General features: G+C 77.1%; 2 protein-coding genes. One reads left to right on the top strand and one right to left on the bottom strand.

Annotated features, from left to right (window positions below; genetic code table 11):
- On the bottom strand, window positions 1-326 hold a 326-nt coding region (locus ACP7B7_RS31650), incomplete at its 3' end, for a hypothetical protein (RefSeq protein WP_426079367.1).
- 61 nt (window positions 327-387) lie between these two features.
- On the opposite strand from ACP7B7_RS31650, the gene ACP7B7_RS31645 reads away from it, so the two are divergent.
- The coding region (locus ACP7B7_RS31645; protein ID WP_426079366.1) for a hypothetical protein at window positions 388-607 on the top strand (220 nt) is incomplete at its 3' end.

Here is a 607-nt window from a genome sequence, read left to right as displayed (position 1 = left end):
TTGCGCACGACCATCTCGCCGCCCCACAGCCGCGCGGTCTCGCGGGCGAGCACCTCGGCTCCCGGGAGCGCGCCGTTGGCCCCGCCGAGCAGCTCGCCGCGTCCGTGCAGCAGGGCCGCGAGGTCACGGGCCGCCGCCGGCGGCATCGGCAGCGAGAACGTCGGGTGCGGGGCGAAGGGCGCCGTGCGCATCGCCGCGCTGACGGCCGCGCCGGTCGCGTCGCGCACCACCAGCCACCACCGCTCGAAGGGGGCGCCCACCTCGGACCAGGAGTCGTGCCCCGCCGCGACCTCGCGGGCGATCCGCTCGGAGACGCTCGCGATCACGCTGCCTATGACCGGGTCGGCGGCCAGCAGCGCAGCGGCCTGCTCGAGGAACGGCGTCGAGGTGGCCGAGCTCGCCGCGCGCCAGCGCGCGCATGCCCTCGAGGTAGACGGTGAGCTTGCTGCCGCGCCGCAGGAAGCGGATGCCGTCGACGGTCTCGTCCGGGGGAGCGGCGGCGTGGGCGGCGCTCAGAATGGTCACCCGCGCGCCGCGCCGGACCAGGCCGGCGGCCATCTGCTCGAGGTAGCGCTCAGCGCCCCCGCCCTCGGGGTTGTGGGTGTCG

It is taken from the genome of Janthinobacterium sp. PSPC3-1, from assembly GCF_049896105.1.
Taxonomy (GTDB): Bacteria; Pseudomonadota; Gammaproteobacteria; order Burkholderiales; family Burkholderiaceae_D; genus Janthinobacterium.
This window is presented reverse-complemented; position numbering and strand designations above follow the sequence as displayed.